The organism is Echinicola sediminis (assembly GCF_054777495.1).
Window position 1 is genome coordinate 40,204 of the sequence record NZ_BAAHAP010000033.1, and the last position, 22,214, is coordinate 62,417.

The 22,214-nt window shown below is 46.4% G+C and carries 7 protein-coding genes; all 7 read left to right on the forward strand.

Going from position 1 to position 22,214, the window contains the following annotated elements:
• Nucleotides 1–334 precede the first annotated feature (334 nt).
• Nucleotides 335–3,451 (forward strand): glycoside hydrolase family 2 TIM barrel-domain containing protein, encoded by a 3,117-nt coding sequence (locus ACYVAA_RS10580; RefSeq protein WP_460541350.1) that lies wholly within the window; start codon nt 335–337, stop codon nt 3,449–3,451.
• A gap of 14 nt (nt 3,452–3,465) precedes the next feature.
• Nucleotides 3,466–4,767: a DUF3472 domain-containing protein gene (locus ACYVAA_RS10585; RefSeq protein WP_460541352.1), complete on the forward strand. Its 1,302-nt coding sequence runs from the start codon at nt 3,466–3,468 to the stop codon at nt 4,765–4,767.
• 572 nt (nt 4,768–5,339) lie between these two features.
• Nucleotides 5,340–5,999, forward strand: coding sequence for an RNA polymerase sigma factor (locus tag ACYVAA_RS10590; RefSeq protein ID WP_460541354.1), 660 nt, complete (start codon nt 5,340–5,342; stop codon nt 5,997–5,999).
• Nucleotides 6,000–6,357: 358 nt separating this feature from the next.
• Nucleotides 6,358–7,395: a FecR family protein gene (locus ACYVAA_RS10595; protein ID WP_460541356.1), complete on the forward strand. Its 1,038-nt coding sequence runs from the start codon at nt 6,358–6,360 to the stop codon at nt 7,393–7,395.
• Nucleotides 7,396–7,531: 136 nt separating this feature from the next.
• The gene (locus ACYVAA_RS10600; RefSeq protein WP_460541358.1) at nt 7,532–10,780 is read left to right on the forward strand and encodes a SusC/RagA family TonB-linked outer membrane protein; all 3,249 of its coding nucleotides are present in this window, start codon (nt 7,532–7,534) and stop codon (nt 10,778–10,780) included.
• A gap of 18 nt (nt 10,781–10,798) precedes the next feature.
• Nucleotides 10,799–12,433: a RagB/SusD family nutrient uptake outer membrane protein gene (locus tag ACYVAA_RS10605; protein ID WP_460541360.1), complete on the forward strand. Its 1,635-nt coding sequence runs from the start codon at nt 10,799–10,801 to the stop codon at nt 12,431–12,433.
• A gap of 528 nt (nt 12,434–12,961) precedes the next feature.
• Nucleotides 12,962–22,214 (forward strand): Ig-like domain-containing protein (locus ACYVAA_RS10610; protein ID WP_460541362.1); only part of this gene is annotated, 9,253 nt, incomplete at its 3' end.

Here is a 22,214-nt window from a genome sequence, read left to right on the forward strand (position 1 = left end):
TTGTTTCGAATTTTCATTGTCCAGCAGCCCAGCTGCTGGGACGACAAAAAAGTCATTGCGTTGGGGGAAATTGATGGTCGGACAAAAGAAGGGTACAGATACATTACAGGGATTCATCCCTTGAAGTAATGGTGTGTTGAATGGAGACATAAAGTTATGATCGGTAGCGTAAAGACTGAATAGGGATTGTTTTCAATTTATTTCATATTGTGGTATAAAAAATTCGTTTTATTTCTTTTTTTTGTATTTGGATGCCTTTGCAAAAGTAAATGTAATGGTGTCACTTTATTTGTTTTAGCTATCGAATCAATTAAACCATATAAAAGTTAACTACATGAGATCCCTTCTATTGACGGCTTTATGTGCATGGGCATGCATCGGGTATGCAGTGGCACAGGAAAGGGAAGCCGATCCTATATTTGAAAATCCCAATGTCCAAGAGGAAAACAGGCTGCCCATGCGGTCTTCCTATTTTGCATTCGAAAATGCAGCACTTGCTGAGAAGAACGATAAAAGTGCCTCCGAAAGGTTTTTTGACCTGAACGGAACATGGAAGTTCTTTTGGACCAATCATTATGACAAGCTGCCCGCAGGTTTTGAAAAGACAGGTTTCAATGATCAGTCCTGGGATGATTTCCAGGTGCCGGCCAACTGGGAGTTCAATGGTTACGGAACCCCTATTTATGTAAACCATCCATTCGAGTTTGCTGTAAAAAATCCAAACCCTCCTTATATTCCCAATGAGGATCAGCCAGCAGGGGTTTACAGAAGAACCATCACTTTGCCGGACGGCTGGGAGGAGGAGCAGGTCTTCATCCACCTAGGTGCTGTGAAGTCGGCTTTCAGGCTGTATGTGAACGGAAAATATGTGGGGCTGGGTGAAGACAGTAAGCTGGAATCCGAGTTTGAACTGACCGATTATGTGCAAACAGGGGAAAACCTGATTGTTGTTGAAGTAAGAAGATGGAGTGATGGGTCATACCTGGAGGCGCAGGACTTTTGGAGAATATCAGGTATCGAAAGAGATGTTTATCTGTATGCAAGACCAAAAGTTCATTTCTACGACCTTTTTGTTAAGAGCTCTCTTGCCAATAGCTATAGAGACGGCAAGCTGAATGTGACCGTTGACCTTTGGAACAGGATGGATGCGGAACAGGGTGAGAATACCGTGACTGCAAAACTGTTTGATCCCAAAGGCAACCTTATTTATGAGAAAAGCCAAAAAACCATAGGGCTTAAAAGAAAGCTCGGAAAAACCGTATTGAACTTTGCAACGGAAATCCCTAATGTATCCGCTTGGTCGGCCGAAATTCCGACATTGTATCAGTTGGAGCTGGTTTTAGCGGATGAATCCGGAAATACTTTGGAGGCCATCCGCCAAAATGTAGGCTTCAGAACTTATGAGATTGTGGGCAACCAATTCTTGGTAAATGGGCAGCCTGTGCTATTTAAAGGTGTAAACAGGCACGAGTCGCATCCTGAAACCCATCACGTGACCACCCGGGAACAAATGGAAACAGATGTGCGCATCATGAAGGAACTGAATATGAATGCGGTAAGGCTTTCCCACTATCCAAATGATCCTTACTGGTATGAACTGTGTGACAAATATGGTTTTTACGTCATCGATGAGGCTAATATAGAATCTCATGGTATGTACTATAGCCCGGAGCGTTCGTTAGGAAATGCACCGGAGTGGGAGCATGCCCATATGCTTAGGATCCAAAGGATGGTCTTCAGGGATAAAAACCACCCTTCTGTGGTTGCTTGGAGTATGGGGAATGAAGCAGGAAATGGCTACAATTTCTACAAAGCTTACGACTGGATCAAGGCTTATGACCCCTCAAGGCCTGTACAGTACGAAAGGTCCACCTATGAGTGGAATACCGATATCATCGTTCCTCAGTACCCGCATCCCAAGTCCATGGAGAGATATGCAGAAAGCAATCCTCCTAGACCCTATATCATGAGTGAATATGCCCATGCGATGGGTAACAGCTTGGGGAACTTCAAAGAGTACTGGGAGGTGATCAAAAAGTATCCCATGCTTCAGGGCGGTTATATCTGGGACTGGGTGGACCAAGGGGTTTATCTGGAGAAAAACGGCAAGAAAGTATTTGGCTATGGAGGTGATTGGGGCCCTGAAGGAACCCCAAGCGATGATAACTTCCTGATCAATGGAGTGATCATGCCTGACAGGAGATGGAATCCGCATGCCTATGAAGTAAGAAGGGTGCACCAAGAAGTTTCTTTCAAGCTGGCAGAAGGCGATAAGTTGGAGATTTTCAACGAATACTTCTTCCGAGATCTCTCTAATTATACCTTTGAAGCGATCCTCTTGAAAGACGGAGAAGAGATCAAAAGAGCAGAGGTAGGTTCGTTTGCTTTGGCGCCGCGCCAGAAAACGACCGTTGCTTTGCCCTTTGAACTGGTAAGAGAAGAAGGGGCCGAATACCGCCTACAGATTGAGGGCAAGATCATCGAGGAAGAAGGAAGAATGGCTCCAGGTACTTTATTGGCAGAAGAGGAATTCGCATTGACTGCACCTGTTTTGGCTACTTTCGATCCGGTAGCAGCCGAAGTAGAGGTCAGCGAAGAGGACGGAAAGCTTTTCATTAAAAACAAGAACTTCTCGGTAGCCTTTGATAAAACCACTGGTCAGTTCCATGATTATGTCTACAAAAAGAAAACGCTTATCCTGGACGGGCCCAGCCTTTCTCTTTTCCGCCCCTTGGTGGACAATGATTTTGGAGGTGGAAGAAGTAAAAACTACGATTACCTCAATGGAGATATTGCCCAGTTGAAAAGCCTTGAGCATGCCGAGGCAGCAGACGGAACTTATCAAGTGACAGCGGTCTACGACGTGTTAAACGGAGATGCCTCTTTTACGCAAGTCTACAGCTTTGGCAATGAAGGGAAAATCAAGGTAGACAATGACTTCAAAGCCACAAAAGGAGACCATGAGCTGTTGCTGAAGTTGGGGACCGACCTTAAGCTTCCCGGAGAATTAGATGCTTTTTCTTGGTATGGAAGAGGGCCTTGGGAAAGCTATGAGGACAGAAAGTACAGTGCCCAGGTAGGTTTGTATAAGGGGAGTGTAATGGAACAATACCATCCCTATGTGCGTCCTCAGGAGTCCGGCAACAAAACAGACGTAAGATGGGCACAAGTGAGCAAGCAAGGGAAGCAAGGTGTTAAGGTTTCCGCTGTTGGGGACTTATTGAATGTCAGTGCTTTGCCTTACAGTATTGATCAGCTTTACCCAGGGAAGGAAAAGAAAAACCTTCACTCCGGTGAGCTTGAGTCCAATGGGTTTACTTATCTGCATGTGGACCATACCCAGATGGGCGTGGCCGGTATCAATAGCTGGGGCTCTATCGCCTTGGAAGAATACCGCGTGTTGTATAAGGATTATGCCTACAGCTATATCATTGAACCAGTGCTAAACTAAACCCAAGTAGAGAAATGAGATTAAAAAGTTTATTGACTGTGTCGTTATTGTCAGGCCTGATGGCCTGCAATAACGACAATATGGACTACACTGAAGCGGATTTTCAGTCCCCAACTGTCATTCCTGTAGGAGGGAATACCTATTTGACCTCGGCTGAAGAGGGAGCTCAAGTAGGAAAGGGAGGGATCAAAGACTGGACTGCAGAAGAGGCCGTATTGAGTACCTATTTTAAAACCGAGCAGGCGCAGCAGGCATTATTGCAGCTGATACTGGACAGTAGGACTGCAGGCAGCGAACTGAAAGTGACGGTTGGAGGGAAAGAAGAGGTCGTGGCGGTGGCCGCCAGTGGGGGTGATACATTAAGTGTAGGTGTTTTTGACCTGCCGGAAGGGTACGTCAAAGTAGATGTTCAGGGCATTTCCAAAGAGGGAGCAGCATTCCCGTCCATTCAGTCCCTCCTGGTACGGACGGAGGCCGAGGCCAATCTTACCTATGTAAAGGATAATGAAAGTAACCGCTTTTATTGGGGCAGGAGAGGTCCTTCGGTGCATTTAAGCTATACTTTGCCAGAAGATAAAGACATCAAGTGGTTTTATAATGAAATCACGGTACCTGAAGGGGAAGATCCCAATGGGTCTTATTACATGGCCAATGGCTTTGGAGAAGGCTATTTCGGCATACAAGCCAATTCTGATACAGAAAGAAGGGTGCTTTTTTCCGTTTGGAGTCCTTTCCACACAGATAATCCCAATGAAATACCCGAGGATCAAAAAATCAAGCTGTTGAAAAAGGGGGGAAGTGTGAACACTGGGGAGTTTGGAAATGAAGGATCCGGTGGTCAGAGTTTTATGAGGTATAACTGGATTACGGGAAATACCTATAAGTTCCTCAATGCCGTGGAGCCTGATGGAAAAGGCAATACCATTTATACCGCCTATTTTTATGCCCCTGAGAAAGGGGAATGGCAGTTGATCGCCAGTTTTCTACGCCCCCAGACAGATACCTGGTACAAGCGTCCGCATTCGTTTTTGGAAAACTTTATCGATAGACAAGGTTACAAAGGCCGTAAGGCATTTTATACCAACCAATGGGCGATGGATACCGAGGGGAACTGGATAGAGCTGACCGAGGCCAAATTCACGGGTGATGATATTGCAAGAAGGGAATACCGGGTGGATTACGCCGGTGGAGAGGAAGACGGTAAGTTCTTCCTGAGAAATGGAGGCTTCTTTAATGAAATGGAAACGCTCAACAGTATGCATGACCGTCCTGCAAACGGCCATAAGCCTGAAATAGATTTTTCGGCTTTGCCTTAAAAGGGCTGTTGAAAATGGATCGTATTGAAGGTGTTGGGGAAATTTAGCTTGAGCTGTTGCATCGTTGAACTGGTTAACTGATAGTTCGGGATCATTGAATTAGGGTTCAGCGCTTTAATTATGGAGCTTTGATCCCCCGACCGAGTTGGGCTGGGCAGGCCTTGGGCTAAAATCAAGTTGTCCCTCATCCCGATAGCTATGCGGGATGAAGGGACAACAAAATATTCATTGCTCACTTTAAAACTGTTGACTTTAAAGAAGAAAAGGGTTGCCAAAAGGCAGCCCTTTCTTGTTATTTCTCTATTTTTTAAATCGAATAAAAGCTGTTTTTCAACATTAAGGCACTTGAAAGGCCCTTAATGACCTTAAGTCCTTCTGTGTTTAAATCAAATCAATCTCTAAATGTTTCACAGTTATCGCTGAAAAACAACTGACCATATAGTTTTGTACATAAGTATTAACGCTCTGTTTAATAAGGTTTTGATTAGTTTTATGTTAAAAGAAATTGATACGAAAATAAATTTCATTACATTTATGGCAATTAATTGTTAATTCAACTAAAACAAAATCAAATGCCCTTGTTGAATCAACAGCAGTCCTTTTCTTCAAAAGGGCTGTCCCCATCCAACGTAGCACAGAGCCAAGCTTCGGAATCAGACCTCTGGATTTCCTTTTTGAGGGGAAGTGATGCTGCATTGGCAAAAATTTACAGGGCGTATTCCGACAAGCTGTTCAGTTACGGTAGGCAGTTTACCTCCAACGAAATGTTGATCCAAGATGCTGTGCAGGATGTGTTTTTTAAACTGGTGGATAACAGGGAAAAGCTTGGTGTGGCTCAGTCTGTCAAGTTCTATTTGTTTTCCAGTTTCAGGAGGATTTTAATGCGGCTGATCAAGCGTGAGCGGAAATATGTGGAGGAAAACGGTGATGGAGAAGGTTTTTATTTTTTGCTTGATGAGGATTACTTTACCATGGATGCGATGCTCAGCAAACAGCAGAAAGGCCTGATCAAAGAAGCCTGCAATGGGCTTACCGTCCGTCAACGGGAAATGCTGAATTTAAGGTTTTTTGAAAACCTGAGCTATGCAGAAATAGCGGATATGTTGGGAATGGCCAATGCCAAAACCGTCAGGACCATGCTTTACCGTATCCTGGGTAAACTCTCTGAGAAACTGAGCCCTTTTAAAAGAACCTTGCTCAGCCTTTTGTTTGCTGTGTGTCTCTTTGGGTGATTTGAAGTTGGTCCCCTATTTTTAGGCTTATTTGAAATTGGGGCAAGGATTTTAAGAAGCGGATCCACGAATTATACGAATTAGCACGAATTTTCAGGTTATATATTGTGTCTCACATTGTGTCGAGGGCTAACCCCTATACCATTATAATTGAGGTTTAGGTTCAATTTACATAGTACTTCTGGCAAGCTGGAGGGATAGCAAAAATACCATTCCATAGAGCACCTAATTATTTATATAACGAAACTTTAAGTTGTTTAAAAAGTAATTTTTTGAAAAAAAATATTTTCAATTGGTGGTTGTTTAATAATGGCTTGTCTCTTTATTAATAGAAACTTAATAGAGAAGATTTTGCCCAATGCAATTTGACCCTAAGAGAGAACAGGACTTTTTATTGAATGAATTCTTCATGCAATGGATCATTGCGCCAAATGAAGAGTCGGACCGCTATTGGACGCAATGGATGAGCGATCATCCCGATAAATCCCAAATGCTAAAAAGGGCAAAGGAAACGGCTCTTTCCTTCAGGACTTCTGAGTTTGCGATGGAAAAAGAGGCCAGTGAGCGGATTTTGCAGCGGGTCATTCAGCGGCATCAGGACAACAAGTCCGGACTGGGGACATTGGAAAGAAAGTCCGGTTGGGTACAATTGTTCCTGGGCAACAGGGTAGCAGCTATCGTGGTGTTTGTTGCATTTTTTCTTGGGGCGATGAGCTATTACCTGGCACCGGTAGAAGAGGCAGTGGTGGAGGAAAAAGTAGCTTGGGTCACCAAATCCAGCAAAGCGGGTACTAAAATGACCTTCCATTTGCCTGATGGTTCCCTTGTTAAGCTTAATGCCAACAGTAAGATCGTTTTTCCCGCACAATTTTCAGATACCCTCCGAGAGGTTAGCTTGGTTGGGCAGGCATTTTTTGACGTGCAAAGAAATGAAAAGGTGCCTTTCATCGTACAGGCAGGAGACCTTCATGTGAAAGTTTTGGGGACTTCCTTCGATGTCAATAGCCGCCCGGATCTAGCGGTACAAAATGTAGCCCTCTTGACGGGGAAGGTCCAGGTAAGCTCGGCTGATGGGAAATATGAGTTTCTCAATCCCTTGCAGATGATCACTTATTCCAAGGAGAGGGGAGAAATGGTGAAACAGGAATTTGACCCAGAAGAGACTGCCGGTTGGAAAGATGGGATCATCAAGTTTAACAATACGGACTTTAGAAAAGTGTTTAGGACGCTGGAGGAATGGTACGATGTGAAAATTACTGTGAGTGAGGGAGTTCACTTTAAAGGAGGGCTGAACGGAAGATACGACAACGAAATTCTGGACAACGTCCTGGCAGGCTTGTCCTATTCCGAAGGCTTTAAATATAAGATTGAAAACAAACAAGTGACAATATACTAATCATAAACCCAATTTAAACAAGACCCAAAGAGTATGAACCCATTGAGAAAAGAGATTAATGCATTAGGCGATTCGGTCCGGATAACTTATCCGGTTTATGTAAACAAGTACTACCAATCATAAAATTTATACAGCTATGATGAAAAAAATACTATTGAGATTGGGTTTGGTGACCGTATGGAGTTTGTCCCTACTGATTGCCGCATCCCCATTGAAAGCAAATCAGTATGCTTATAATGATTTGACTTTTCAGAACGATATGGACAAGAAGATTTTGTCTGTTCAGTTTGTGGAAGAGCCTTTCAAAACGGTTTTGGAAGAAATCGAACAAAAGACCGGCTTTCATTTTACCTATAACGACCGGCTTGAGGCCAAAAAGGTGAGCGTTTCAGCCCAAAATGAAAGCCTGGAAGCTGTTCTTAAGAAACTGGGGAGGGAATATGGCTTCAGTTTCAGGCAGGTAAACAAGACCGTTCATGTCAGTGCGCCCGTAGAGGAGAAAGTGGCCGAGCAGTCAGTCCTCCTGAAAGATGTAACGGGAAAAGTAATAGATATTACCGGAGAGCCTCTTTTAGGGGTGAGTATCTTGGTGAAAGGGACTACCAAAGGCACCGTGACTGACTTGGACGGGACTTTTTCCCTTCAGGGTATTGCAGAGGATGCCGTTCTGCAGGTTTCGTTCATTGGTTTTGCCAGCAAGGAAGTGTCCGTTGCCGGTTCCAATGTGCTGGAAGTGGTACTGGAGGAAGATGCCCAAGGCCTTGAAGAAGTGGTCGTGACCGGTTATACCAGCCAAAAGAGGGAAAACCTCACCGGTTCCATCGCCGTGGTGGACGGTGACAAGCTGAAGGACGTGACTTCTCCCAATATAGGGAATATGCTCCAAGGCAAGATGGCCGGGGTGGATATTGTCACTTCTTCAGGTACTCCTGGGGCTTTGCCTACCATTAGAATCAGAGGTAAAAACTCCATCCGTTCATCTGTAGATCCTATTTGGGTTGTGGATGGTGTGATCTGGCATGGAACGCCAAACCTTAACCCTGCAGATGTGGAGAGTATATCTGTCCTCAAAGATGCAGCTTCCGCGGCCCTGTATGGTTCAAGAGGAGCCAATGGAGTAGTAGTGGTTACCACCAAGTCAGCCAAAGGAGCGGATGTAAGTTCGTTTAATGTGAGTGCAAAAACGGGGGTGTCTATTTTCAATACCGGAGGGTTTAAGATTTCCGACTCCCAAGATCTTTATGGTTTGTGGGGGCAGTTCCCCAACCAAAGCGCTGTTCCTGATTATTATGGAGAAGATCTTTTAAATAGCAATACGGATTGGTTGGATGTCGGTACCCAAGCAGGAACCGTGCAGGATTATAACCTTTCTTATAGTGGGACTTCAGGCAAAGCCAGGATATATGCTACGGGTAATTATTTCAAAGAAGAAGGCTCTGTCAAAGGCTATACCTATGAGCGTTTGTCTGGTAGGTTTAATGTCGACTATGACGTTTCGGAGCGTTTGACTTTAAAGCCCAAATTGGCCGCTACTTATACCACCACGGATGATCGGCAGCACAGCATCTATGATTTGTACAGGAATCTTCCCTGGGACAATCCTTATGGAGCTGATGGCAGGCCGGTCAACCCTCAAAGCGGTGATGTGACTTGGTACGGAAGGGATAATAGAAATTACCTTTATGATCTGCAGTGGAATTACAGTGACGATGCCACGTTTAATATTTTGGCCAACCTGGATTTCCAATACGATATTACCGATAACCTGTCCTTTATATCCACCAATAATGTGACCTACTATAACTCGGAAGGCTTGAGTTATACAGATCCAAGATCCAATGGTGGATTGGCAGATAATGGACGGATTTCCAATAGCATGGCCAAAAGGATCACCCGTTTTACCAACCAGATGCTTTCCTATACCAAAACTATTGACGATCATTTTATCAATGCTTTGGTGGCCTATGAGTTTAGCGATTATGGCTATAATGATTTGAGCGCTACGGGCAAGGGGATTGTTCCCGGTGCCAGTATCATCGGAAGTACTTCGGAGCCTACGACCATCAACGGGACAAAAAATGATTATGCCTTTCAGTCGTATTTGTTCAATGCGAACTACGGATACAAAAGCAAATACAACGCTCAGGTCTCATTTAGAAGGGATGGGGCGTCAAGGTTTGGTTCGAATGAGAAATACGGAAATTTCTTTGCCATCAGTGGTTCATGGAATATTCACAGGGAAGAATTCTTCAACAGCAAGTCGCTGGATTATTTGAGATTGAAGGCGGCTTATGGCGGAGTAGGGAATACACCATCCTCGTTGTATCCTCAATATGAGCTCTATTCATTGGACGCCCAATACAATGGAGACCCTGCTGCTGTGCCTACTTCACTGGGCAATGATAACCTGACCTGGGAAAAGACCTATGACAGCAATATTGGGGTAGAATTTGGTCTTTGGAACCGAATGGACGGGGTTTTGGAGCTTTATAATAAGAGCACCAGTGGCTTGCTGCATTTTGTGCCTCTTCCCAATATTTCCGGTTATGACGGATATTATGATAATATCGGGGGTGTCCGCAACAGCGGTATAGAATTTACACTTGGAGCTGATGTACTGCAATCGGCTACAGGATTTAACTGGAGACTAGATTTCAATATTGGTAGAAATGTGAATGAAATCACGGAACTGTATGAAGGTAGAAGACAGGTTACCGGCCAGAACATTATCGAGGAAGGTGAAAACATAGACACCTGGTATATGAGAAAATGGGCAGGTGTCAATCCAGAGGACGGTACCCCGCTGTGGGAAGTTGTTGATCCAAACACCGGAGAGGTAAGCACGACGGGAAGTTATTCAGCAGCCACTTTGCAGAAAGTAGGTGCCCGTACACCTGATTTCTTCGGCGGATTGAGTTCCTATTTGAATTACAAAGGGTTTTACCTGAATGCTACCCTGGCCTATTCAAAGGGGGCAATGGTGTACCATTATGCCCGGGAGATGTTTGACAGTGATGGAGCTTATCCTACCTACAATTTTATGAGATTAAAGGATGAATGGTCGAGATGGTCTCCGGAGAATCCAAATGCCACGCATCCACAGCCGGTGTTTGGTGGTAATAATAATGCGCACAAGACCTCATCCAGGTATTTGGAAGATGCGAGCTACATCAGAATGAGAAACGTGACCTTGGGATATACTTTACCCACTTATTTGACGGATGCTTGGAAGCTTGGCGGGGTAAGTGCCTATTTGTCTGCGGACAACCTGTTTACCCTTACTGATTATTCAGGCCTTGATCCGGAAGCTGCCGTGAATGGAGACAATTCATCTCCTTATCCATTGCCAAAAAGGATAACATTTGGTGTAAATCTTTCATTCTAACCTCAACCGTATATGATTATGAAATATCTGAAAAATAACTATTGGATTGGGTTAACTGTATTGATCCTTTCTGCCTGTAATATAGATAGAACTCCCTATGACTCCATTACATCTGATGACTTGGCGAGTTCGGAAACCAGTGCCCAGTCGGTTACTTTGGGGACTTACAGTAGGATGAAGTCCTGGAGTGATAATTGGCACAGACTGTTTGAGTACCCTACCGATAACCTTGCCCTGAGCGGTACTACTACTGATCCCTTGTTCTTTACCTATAATTATCAAAGAATTCCCAATGGATCCAGGGTAGGAGGTTTTTGGAGAAGCTCTTATCAGATTGTGGTAGGGGCAAATAAGACGATCGAGGCCCTTGAAGAGGGCGTTTCGGATGCCAATGACCAGCTGCTGGCGGAAAATTACTATATCCGCGCATTGATGCATTTTCAGTTGGTCAATATTTTCGGAAGACCCTATGTGCAAGGAAGGGACAATGAAGGGGTACCATTGAAGTTGGACGGAGATCACTTGAACCACCCGATAAGATCTACTGTCGGAGAAGTGTATGACCAGGTTGAGGCTGACTTGCTGAAAGCAGTAGAGCTTTTTACAGAGGAGAAGAGCAACGCTTATGCCAGTAAAGAAGCGGCCTGGGCGCTTTTGTCAAGATTTTATCTTTATCAAGGAGAAAATTCAAAAGCCATCGAGTTTGCTGATAAAGTAATTGATTCTGGGAAATTTAATTTGGTGGCTACCGAAAAACTGGCAGACTATACCAAAATGGCTCCAGAGTCGAATCCAGAAACGATCTTTGCCGTTAAGTTCATTCCAGATGCCGATTATGAGTATAATGGTTGGTATACTGTAGGTTCATTATATGCCAATATCCAAGGAACCGGATGGGGGGAAATGTATGCTTCCCGCAAGTATTTGGAGTTGGTCAGAGAGTATCCTGAGGATCAGCGTTACGGGTTTATTCAGCCAAAGGTAGTTGACGAGGAGGTTACCTGGGCACTTTATGTGGACAATGCCAACAAATACCACTGGAAGGAAGTGACCCTGAATGGGGATGAGTACAGCTATACTGAAAACGGTCAGACAAAGATCCTGATCAAGGAGGATAATGGGCATGGAGGATACCGCTATTATGTGGAGACTGCAGAAGGAAATAAAAGAGCCTTGATCGATAAGAAATTGGATGTAAGGAATGGCTATCCGAAGTATTATGTGCTGAAATGCTCCGGTCAGGAGGACCAGGTGCACCTTTGGTCACCTGTTATCTCAAGATTGGCGGAAATGTACCTCAACCGTGCAGAGGCCAATGCCAAGTTAGGGAATGATGCACTGGCTCTTCAGGATGTAAATATCCTCAGAGAAAGGGCAGGTATTCCTGAAGTGGGACTTTACACGTCTGCTAATCTGGGCGGTAAGTCGGTGATGGATGTGGTGCTTGAAGAAAGACAGCTGGAGCTGGCTTTTGAAGGGCATAGGAAAATCGATGTGTTCAGAAATAACAGGACCATGGATAGAAGGTATCCTGGTACCCATCTGGCGGGCAACAGCCCAGTATTTACTGTAGCTCCTACGGATAATGCAATCATTGAGTACCTACCGGAAGCACAATTGCTGGTGCATGAGGGATTGACTCAAAACCCATAATTTTTAACGCAGTTAATGATAAAAGCTACCCTTGTTTTTCATGGGTAGCTTTTTTTTTGAAGTAACTAAAAGAAACCGCTTTTTAAACTGGTAAGTTCTCTTCAAAATTGGCAGGTTTTGTGCCAACTTATGATTTTTTATGACAGAAAATGCTGTTAAGATTACAAATATGGTTTGTCTCATTTCATATAATTATTTTTAATATTTATTGTCTTTTTATGGGTTTAATTTTGTCTCATAAAACATGGTTAACGTCCTGTTTTTAAGTTGAATTAAAGTTTTTGGGTGTTTTATGGTTTTGTTTTGTAAATGAACAACCTAATTAGGTGGGCTTTTTATACTATAAAATAATCTTAAAATACTCTAAAAACTTTTTTGGATAATGCTATTCTTGTTTTGTAAGGTAGTGCCGTGACGTTAGGGATTTTGATGTTTAGCTATTTCCTGAGAAGTGATTTTACCGGGGTAATATTTCTCCAAAGATTATAAAGCATAAGATCTAAACCAATTATTAAATGATTTTGATTTATGGGATCAATTTTTACTGAACCGAAAAAGCATGGCTACTTTTTGGTTTTGTCCTTTTTGCTGTTGGTGGGACCACTGGCATCCTTTGGACAAGGAACCAAATCGTTGGCAGATGAAGTGACTTACTCAAGTCCCAATGTCCCTGCAGGGCTCTTGGATTTTCCTCCTTATGATAAGGAGACAGTTGAAAATCCGAACCATGCCACAGTAGATGATGAGAACTTTGCCAGGTTATTGGCGAGTCCCGGCATTGCTGTCGGTCTGGGTGCCTATAATGGGGAGCTGGAACTCAAATACCCCAGCGTACAGCCGGCCAATACCACCACCTTTATCCGAGTGGATGGCAGTGGGGATATTTTTGGCTTGCTGCTGGGAGGCAGCTTGGGAGAGCTCTTAGGAGATGTGTTGGGATTGGTTGCACTGGGAAGGCAGGAATTTGAGGTGATTGCCAGAAACGGTGCTACGGACATTTATTCGCGCAACTCGGTGCAGGGCTTTAATGTAAGCAGGGCTCGTGTGATCGTAGGCCCTGACGGAAAATATTATATTGCTATAACTCCACAACAGGATTACGACAGGATCTATATAGAAAATGGATCCCTTTCATTGTTGGGCCTAGGAGCAGAAGTCAATCTGGACGTGTTCAATGCTTTTACTTACCAATCAGCAAGCATTTGTGGCAATCCGGTGGGGACTTCATATGATGTTAGCGGAATAGACCTGGATTTATTGGATTTAGGAGGTGCTGCAGCTGATGATCTCCATCTGGCTATAGACAATGATGAAAGCACCTATGCTACTTTGAGTCCGGGAGTATTGAGCCTTGCGGGGATTCTGGAACAGCATTTTTTCTTTGATGGTCTTGGACAGAGCACAGATGAGCTGGAGGTCACTTTAAGCGCTGATCCTGGGGTTTTAGATGTGAATTTGCTTAATAATATTGATTTAGTTGCTTATGCAGGGACGGTAGAAGTAGGACGTCAAGATATAGAAAGCCTCGGCAGTGAATTGCTGGGGATCGTTCAATTGGACCTGCTGGGATTACTGGCCGATGGTAATCCCGTAACTTTTACCATGACGCCGGGTGCTGCTTTTGATCGTCTTGAGATCGAGGTCAGCACTTTGCTTAATTTGGGGACTTCTGAAAGTTTAAGGATCCATGAGGTAAAAAGAACCCCCAAGCGTCCCACCATCAGCGGAGTGGACAGCGAACAAAATATGCTGGTTTGCTCCGGAACCAACGTAATATTGAATGCCACCGTGGCCAGCGGAGACCAAGTCTATTGGTATGATGCGCCTACAGGCGGCAACTTAGTACATACGGGAGCTTCTTTTAATATTGGTCAAGTTGGATCAAAGGTCACCTATTACGCCGGCGCCCAAAGGACTGGCTGTCCGGAGGAATCCATACGTGTCCCTGTTACCGTGGATATTAACCCTAACCCTTTGATTTCTCTCAATGGCGCAGCGGTCTATAATGTGGCAGTGGGAGAATCCGTGACCCTGCCTGGCGCCACAGCAGTCAATGAAGATGGGAGTCCGGTCATTACTTCCTGGTCAGCACTGGGAGGAGCTCCTTTTGGCTCACCAAATGTAGCGGGACCATTCACCAACGGAGGCCGCTATACCTACAGGGTTTCAGCTACTGGTACCACCTGTACCAATTTTATAGATGTAGTAGTCAATGTTTTTGATCCGGCTGACTGTCCTCTGGTATATGAAAGGAGGTATTCCACCAGCGCAGATGATTTTACCGTAAGTAGCCTGTTGGGTTTACAGTTAGGTGCTGTGACCAATCCTAATTTGGCCGCGGGAAGCGATATGAGTGGCTATTCCCTACTGTCCGAAACGGTTGGAACAAGTTTATTGGGTTTGACAGGGGAAACCTCCCAAACCATCAGGTGGAATACCATGGTTCCTGCGGGTACACCGGTGACAATCAAGCTAGGCCGGGAATATGGCGTAGCTGGAGTTTCCAGCGGAATTTTTGTTCAAGCACTGGATGGAAACCCGATAGATGGGGATGAGTTGATAGGAATACGGCAAGTAGCTGACGGGAATTTGGTTTCTGCAGTGAACGGCGTAAATGAATTCACCTATACTTTTATACCTGTGGATGCCAGTGGCGTGCCCGTCGCTTATAACGGAGTGAAGATTTCGCTTGCTTCCCTGGTAAATGCTGTTCAGAATGTTAGGGTATATGGTGCTTATTATCATGAGACCGCAGCAACTTTGGCAAGTTGTTCTTTTGGAGCCTTAGACATTCAGACAGGATTTGAGTCCATTATTGGCGGTTTGGATGTTGCTTCAGGTTTGACCTCGGTAAGCAATCCTAGCTATGCGGTAGATGGGGATTTGAATACCTACGCCAGCTTAAACAATGCGGTAGGTGTCAATATCAGTAGCAAGCTGGATATTACATTCTCCGCTCCTGCCATTGCGGGAGACTCCGTAGCCATTAAAGTGGGAAGCTCTGTAGAGCTGATAGACCTGACATTACTCGAGGGGTATACCATTCAAAGGTATTTGGGGGATAGAAAAGTAGGGGAGCCTCTCGAAGCAGGGTCTTCCATACTTGAATTGAACCTGCTGGGAAGTGGCACGGAGCAGGCCTTGACCTTTATTAATGATTTACCCTTTGACAGGTTGAAATTCCTTTCCGGAGGAATAGTGGAGGCCTTGGATGATCTCAGGATTTATGAGGTAGAACTGGTACCTCTAAAAGAGTTGGATGGAGAAGATTACGATGATACAGCGGGAGTAGACTATATTGAAATTTGCCCTGGAGATCTCATTGATTTACCGGATGCCACTTGTGATCAGATCAAGCTTTACTCCAATGCATCAGGAGGTACAGAAATTACCGTAAGCGACATCGCATCATGGACAGGTGGAACCACGCTAACTGTTTATTTACAAGTGGTAAGATTTGGCTGCGAGGAGGGTATTGAGAGACGTCCGATAGAGATCCGTGTATTGGAGTCTTCCTCCTCTTTGCTGGAAGAAATTCTTATAAACGGAGCCAATGAAAATACTTTTTGCGCTGTTGATCCAGTGACATTGGAAGCCAGTTTGGTTTCAGGAGCTCCAGCAGGAGTGACGTATCAATGGTATGCTGACAACACAGGGACACCGGAACTGATTTCAGGAGAAACTTCCGCTTCTATTAATCTGAATGGATTGACGGAAGGTGCTTACACTTATTATGTAGAAGTTGCTGCCCCTGGATATTGTACTTCAGACCCTGTTCCCGTCAATTTTACAATCAACAGGAATGCTGTAGACGGGGATATTAATCTGGATGATTTGGTGACCCAATGTGTTGGGGCACCCGTAGTGCTGAGTCCTACGAGCAGTATTACCTCACCTGTGTTCACCTGGTATTATGATGAAGCCAAAACCAATCCGGTATTGGACGGTGATGTGGATGGAACGGCTACGCTGAACCTGTCTGGATCTGGAGAACTGACGATAAGTGGGCTCGCCGATGGTGCTGATAAACTATATTATGTAACAGTAAGCGGAGACGTTGTTTGCGAGAACCTGACGGGCAAAGCAGTAAATGTTCAGATTTCTAATAATTTGCCTGAGCCTACCTTTACAGAAGCGAACCTTACGCTTTGTGGAACAGGAAATGACGCGGTATTTGAAGTGACCAATGATGCAGGCGGCTTGAGCTACCATGTATTTGATTCAGAATCAGGGGGCACGGCCATCACAGCAGGTGTGTCAGTCAGCGGCAATATGATCACAATCTCCAATGTGAATGCGGATGCAAGCTATTGGATTGAGGTGAGGGGGGCCGGCGGATGTGTCGGAACAACCAGAGGCAGAGTTGAGGTGTCGGTTTATCCTGAGGCAACAGATTCGGACATTTCCATTTCAGATGCATCGATTTGCATGGGAGAGTCTGTGGTCCTGACAGCTAGCAGCACAACGGTGTCCAATCCTATATTCAGGTGGTACAGTGATGCAGGCTTGAGCAATCTTTTATTTGAAGGGGCATCTTATAATGTGAGTCCTGCCGCTTCGACAGCGTATTATGTTTCGGTAGAAGGAGATGGTGTGTGTGAAAACGGATCCGGAACAGGAAAAATGGTAAGTGTTTTGGTGAACGATCTTCCTGATGTACCGGAAGTTTCGGGCGATGTCCAATTGTCTGAAGGATTCGGAACACTCTTGACGGCTTCGGCAGGAAACCCTGCCCCAGCGGATGTAGAGATTGTGTGGTATGATGCCTCAGGGAATGAACTGGCAACAGGAAGCACTTACAATACCGGGGTGCTTGGTCAGGGGACCTACACTTATTATGCAGAAGCGAGAAACACAACTACAGCTTGTGTGTCGGCAAGCCGCGCAGCAGTAACGGTAACTGTAAACCCAGCAAATGTGCTTGAAGATTGCTCAGTAGCCAATGCCCAAACGAATGGTACCGAAGCCATATGTATTCTTTGTGGTGTGGAAAATGCCAACAATGCAGTCGATGGGAATGAGAATACTTTTGCAAGATTTGTCGCTCCTGTAACAGCAACTGGCGGGGTATGGCAGGACCTGATTTTTGCTTCTGGCGGAGCAGCAGGAGATACTGTAAGGGTAACCATTGGAACTGGAGGATCGCTGATCGATCTTGACCTGTTGAGTGGCCTGCGCTTCACTACCTATAATGGTGCGACTTCCAATAGTGATGGAGGAATAGTGGATGGCAATATCTTGAAATTAAGGTTGTTGGGCGGATCGTCAGATAAGGCTGAAGTTGTCTTCGTTGCCGGTGGTAATTTTGACCGAGTTCGTGTAACCTATAGACCACTGTTGGGTGTCCTCAATAGTGGATGGAGGATTTATCAAGCCCAGATCAGCTTTCCCGGTCCGTCAGCAATCAGTGATGATGTTGAAGTTTGTAAAGGTGAGGCTGCGATACTCTCAGCAACTCCTGCTGCGGGTACAGTTTTGAGATGGTATGATATGCCAGTGGGAGGAACCCTATTGGAAGAAGGCAATACCTACACTACGGAGGTATTGAATACAGTGGGGGTATCAACCTATTATTTGGCTCTGGTGAGGGGAGGCTGTGAGAATCCCGAGCGAATTCCTGTGACAGTCAAGGTGAATGAAACTCCTACCCAAGCAGATGTAGAGGTTAGCGGTAATGAAAATCCTATATGTGAAGGAATTCCGGTTGTATTGACCCCTTCGGTTTCTTCCGGCAGCAGCCTTGTCGGAACTGGCGGAGTTTTCCGTTGGTACCTTGATATGGATAAGACACAGGCAATTTCTGATGGGGACGTGGATGGAGACATCAGCTATGCTATTGATGCCTCCGGTGTTTTGTCAATTTCAGGATTGACCGGAGCGAACAATCCTTATAACTATTATTTAAGTGTAGTTGGTGATAACGGTTGTGAAAACTTAGCAGGAGACCTGCTTGAAGTGACTGTTACAGTAGACCGCAAAGGAACGGCGGCGGATATAGAATCCACAGGCGGAACGATCTGCGAGGGCGATACCTTCAGCCTGAGTGCGAGCAGCAGTACGGTGGGCAACCCTGTGTTCACCTGGTACAGCGATGCCGCTCTGACGACGGTATTGGGCAGTACAGATGTAATGCCAACAGCAACGACCACCTACTATGTAACAGTAAGCGGTGACGGAGTATGTGAGAACAATGCAGGGGACGCGAAAGAAGTGACGGTGGTTGTGGACCGCAAAGGCACGGCCGCGGATATAGAATCCACAGGCGGAACGATCTGCGAAGGAGATACCTTCAGCCTGAGTGCAAGCAGCAGTACGGTGGGCAACCCTGTATTCACCTGGTACAGCGATGCTTCTCTGACAACGGTATTGGGCAGTACGGATGTAATGCCGACATCAACGAGCACCTACTATGTAACGGTAAGCGGTGACGGAGTATGTGAGAACAATGGCGGCGACGCGAAAGAAGTGACGGTGGTTGTGGACCGTAAGGGAACTGCCGCGGATATAGAAGCCACTGGAGGAACGATCTGCGCAGGCGATACCTTCAGCCTGAGTGCGAGCAGCAGTACGGTAACGAACCCTGTGTTCACCTGGTACAGCGATGCTTCTCTGACAACGGTATTGGGCAGTACAGATGTAATGCCAGCATCAACGACCACCTACTATGTAACGGTAAGCGGTGACGGAGTCTGTGAGAACAATGCTGGCGACGCGAAAGAAGTGACGGTGGTTGTGGACCGTAAAGGCACGGCGGCGGATATAGAATCCACAGGCGGAACGATCTGCGAAGGCGATACCTTCAGCCTGAGTGCGAGCAGCAGTACGGTGGGCAACCCTGTATTCACCTGGTACAGCGATGCTTCTCTGACAACGGTATTGGGCAGTACTGATGTAATGCCAGCAGCAACGACTACCTACTATGTAACGGTAAGCGGCGACGGAGTCTGCGAGAACAATGCCGGAGACGCGAAAGAAGTGACGGTGGTTGTGGACCGTAAAGGCACGGCGGCGGATATAGAATCCACAGGCGGAACGATCTGTGAAGGTGATACCTTCAGCCTGAGTGCAAGCAGCAGTACGGTAACGAACCCTGTGTTCACCTGGTACAGCGATGCCACTCTGACAACGGTATTGGGCAGTACTGATGTAATGCCAGCAGCAACGACTACCTACTATGTAACGGTAAGCGGCGACGGAGTCTGTGAGAACAATGCCGGAGACGCGAAAGCGGTAACTGTTACGGTGGACCGCAAAGGAACGGCGGCGGATATAGAATCCACTGGCGGGACGATCTGTGAAGGTGATACCTTCAGCCTGAGTGCAAGCAGCAGTACGGTAACGAACCCTGTATTCACCTGGTACAGCGATGCCACTCTGACAACGGTATTGACTGGTACGGATGTAATGCCAACAGCAACGACGACCTACTATGTAACGGTAAGCGGCGACGGAGTCTGCGAGAACAATGCAGGCGACGCGAAAGAAGTGACGGTGGTTGTGGACCGTAAGGGAACAGCCGCAGATATAGAATCCATAGGCGGAACGATCTGCGAGGGCGATACCTTCAGCCTGAGCGCGAGCAGCAGTACGGTAACGAACCCTGTGTTCACCTGGTACAGCGATGCCACTCTGACAACGGTATTGAGTGGTACAGATGTGATGCCTACATCAACGACCACCTACTATGTAACGGTAAGCGGCGACGGAGTCTGCGAGAACAATGCAGGAGACGCGAAAGCGGTAACTGTTACGGTAGACCGCAAAGGCACGGCGGCGGATATTGAATCCACAGGCGGGACGATCTGCGAGGGCGATACCTTCAGCCTGAGTGCAAGCAGCAGTACGGTAACGAACCCTGTGTTCACCTGGTACAGCGATGCCTCTCTGACGACGGTGTTGACTGGTACTGATGTAATGCCAACAGCAACGACTACCTACTATGTAACGGTAAGCGGCGACGGAGTCTGCGAGAACAATGCAGGCGACGCGAAAGAAGTGACGGTGGTTGTGGACCGCAAAGCGGTAGATGGAGATATTAATCTGGATGATTTGGTGACCCAGTGTGTAGGGGTGCCTGTGGTGCTGAGCCCAACAAGTGGGATTAGCTCATCCGTGTTCACCTGGTATTATGATGCCGCCAAGACCCGTCCTGTTTCAGACGGTGATACGGACGGAACGGCCACGCTGAACCTGTCTGGTTCTGGAGAACTGACGATAACAGGACTTGCTGACGGAGCCGATAAACAATATTATGTAACGGTAAGCGGCGACGGAGTCTGTGAGAACCTGATGGGCAAAGCAGTCACTGTCCAGATTTCCAACAGTCTTCCCGATCCGACTTTCGCGGAAGCTGACATTACGCTTTGCGGAACAGGAAATGATGCGGTATTTGAAGTGACCAACGGAGGAGGTGGGCTGAGCTACCATGTATTCAGTTCAGCAACAGGTGGCACGGCCATCACTTCAGGAATATCTGTAAGCGGCAATATGATCACGGTCTCCAATGTAAGCACTGATGCGAGCTATTGGGTAGAGGTAAGAGGATCGGGCGGATGTATCGGAACGGACAGAGCTGAAATATCAGTGACGGTGGACCGCAAAGGCACGGCAGCGGATATAGAAGCCACAGGCGGGACGATCTGCGAGGGCGATACCTTCAGCCTGAGCGCGAGCAGCAGTACGGTAACGAACCCTGTGTTCACCTGGTACAGCGATGCCACTCTGACAACGGTATTGAGTGGTACAGATGTGATGCCAACATCAACGACGACCTACTATGTAACGGTAAGCGGCGACGGAGTATGTGAGAACAATGCAGGAGACGCGAAAGCGGTAACTGTTACAGTAGACCGCAAAGGCATGGCGGCGGATATAGAATCCACAGGCGGGACGATCTGCGAGGGCGATACCTTCAGCCTGAGCGCGAGCAGCAGTACGGTAACGAACCCTGTATTCATCTGGTACAGCGATGCCTCTCTGACAACGGTATTGGGCAGTACGGATGTAATGCCAGCAGCAACGACGACCTACTATGTAACGGTAAGCGGCGACGGAGTCTGTGAGAACAATGCAGGAGATGCGAAAGCGGTAACTGTTACGGTGGACCGCAAAGGCACGGCGGCGGATATAGAATCCACAGGCGGGACGATCTGCGAGGGTGATACCTTCAGCCTGAGCGCAAGCAGCAGTACGGTAACGAACCCTGTGTTCACCTGGTACAGCGATGCTTCTTTGACAACGGTGTTGGCGGGTACGGATGTAATGCCAACATCAACGACTACCTACTATGTAACGGTAAGCGGCGACGGAGTCTGCGAGAACAATGCAGGGGACGCGAAAGTGGTAACTGTTACAGTAGACCGCAAAGGCACGGCGGCGGATATAGAATCCACAGGCGGAACGATCTGCGAGGGAGATACCTTCAGCCTGAGCGCGAGCAGCAGTACGGTAACGAATCCTGTGTTCACCTGGTACAGCGATGCTTCTCTGACAACGGTATTGGGCAGTACAGATGTAATGCCAGCATCAACGACCACCTACTATGTAACGGTAAGCGGGGACGGAGTCTGTGAGAACAATGCTGGCGACGCGAAAGAAGTGACGGTGGTTGTGGACCGTAAAGGAACGGCGGCGGATATAGAATCCACAGGCGGAACGATCTGCGAGGGTGATACCTTCAGCCTGAGCGCAAGCAGCAGTACGGTAACGAACCCTGTGTTCACCTGGTACAGCGATGCTTCTTTGACAACGGTGTTGGCGGGTACGGATGTAATGCCAACAT

What these genes read in the sequence shown, in the direction of transcription:
- ACYVAA_RS10580 (WP_460541350.1), top strand. Translation starts at nt 335, where the DNA reads ATGAGATCCCTTCTATTGACGGCTTTATGTGCATGGGCATGCATCGGG.
- ACYVAA_RS10585 (WP_460541352.1), top strand. Translation starts at nt 3,466, where the DNA reads ATGAGATTAAAAAGTTTATTGACTGTGTCGTTATTGTCAGGCCTGATG.
- ACYVAA_RS10590 (WP_460541354.1), top strand. Translation starts at nt 5,340, where the DNA reads ATGCCCTTGTTGAATCAACAGCAGTCCTTTTCTTCAAAAGGGCTGTCC.
- ACYVAA_RS10595 (WP_460541356.1), top strand. Translation starts at nt 6,358, where the DNA reads ATGCAATTTGACCCTAAGAGAGAACAGGACTTTTTATTGAATGAATTC.
- ACYVAA_RS10600 (WP_460541358.1), top strand. Translation starts at nt 7,532, where the DNA reads ATGATGAAAAAAATACTATTGAGATTGGGTTTGGTGACCGTATGGAGT.
- ACYVAA_RS10605 (WP_460541360.1), top strand. Translation starts at nt 10,799, where the DNA reads ATGAAATATCTGAAAAATAACTATTGGATTGGGTTAACTGTATTGATC.